Genomic DNA, 1,136 nt, shown 5'->3' on the forward strand with positions numbered 1-1,136 from the left:
CCCCCTGCCTGAGGAGAACGGCGGCGACCGCGGCCCTGGCCTGAAGGAGCGGCGCGAGACGGCCACGGATCCGCCCGGCGCCACGACCTCCAAGGAGGGCTGAAGCCCCACCCGGGCCGCCGTGGTAGGCCCAGGCGGCCCATCAGGCCCGGCGACCGCCTCCCGAGCAGGGCGGTCGCCGGGCCTGCGCCCACATCGTGGGGTGGGCAGGGAGTGGAGGTCAGGCGTTGGACACGGCGTTGTGGACGTTGATCGCGGCGTCTCCGTGGTTGGGCGAGTACATGTAGATGTCGATCGGGTTGCCGTTGCCGTCGACGTAGCGGTGGCTGTTGATGCCGACGATGTAGCCCCAGCCCCGGGAGAGCTGGAGGTCTTCCAGCCAGGGCCCGCCGCTGGAGCCGTGGAACATGTCGCACTCCATCCGCATCCGGTCGTCGGTGTCGCTCACCCGGTGGGTGTTGCCGAAGCAGTACCAGAGGTCGTTACCGGTGAAGTCGGTGCGCTGGTAGCCGTCCTGCGGGTAGCCGAACGCATGGACATTCTGAAATTCCTGCCCGAATCCGAACTTGTAGCCCTGCGAGCCGACATAATCGGAAAGGTTGCCGTTGGCCGGCTGCGGGCTGAATGCGACGGCGGCGAGGTCGTAGGAGAAATTGGCGCTGTCCGCCCAGCCGTTGGTGGTGGTCATGTAACGCCACACCCACCGGCCGTGCGGCTCAAGGCCATTGTCGGCGTCAGGGATGAAAATGACATCGTGGAAGTAATTCGCCGCTCCGCCGCCGCCCTGGTGAATGCAGTGGCCGGCGGTCCAGACCGTGTTGCGGTTGGCGCTCGCGATGACGCTGCCCGAGCAGTAGCCGGTCGCGCCGTCCGGGCGCACGAAGTAGAGCTTGCCGATGCTGGTCGCCGGCATGGTGCCCTGCCGGTGCCAGCGCTCGGCACGCGGCCCGGCAAGAGCGGGCAAGGGCACCGCCTCGGGCGCGACCTCGGGGGCAGCCTCAGGTGCAGTCTTGGGAGCGGTCTCCGGCGCCGTCTCGGGGGCAGCCTCAGGTGCAGTCTCGGGCGCGGTCTCCGGCGCGGTCTCCGGCGCGGTCTCGGGGGCAGCCTCCGGCGCAGTCTCCGGGGCGGGCTCGGGG

At 69.8% G+C, this 1,136-nt stretch carries 2 protein-coding genes; one reads left to right on the top strand and one right to left on the bottom strand.

What is annotated here, in order from left to right; all coding sequences use genetic code 11:
- Positions 1-220: 220 nt before the first annotated feature.
- Positions 221-913, bottom strand: coding sequence for a trypsin-like serine peptidase (locus tag C1I98_RS39110; protein WP_111172207.1), 693 nt, complete (start codon positions 911-913; stop codon positions 221-223).
- Here C1I98_RS39110 and C1I98_RS45950 point away from each other — a divergent pair.
- On the top strand, positions 912-1,136 hold a 225-nt coding region (locus C1I98_RS45950), incomplete at its 3' end, for a hypothetical protein (protein WP_368773564.1). The genes C1I98_RS39110 and C1I98_RS45950 overlap by 2 nt on opposite strands.

Source organism: Spongiactinospora gelatinilytica (assembly GCF_003236385.1).
GTDB classification, from domain to species: domain Bacteria; phylum Actinomycetota; class Actinomycetes; order Streptosporangiales; family Streptosporangiaceae; genus Spongiactinospora; species Spongiactinospora gelatinilytica.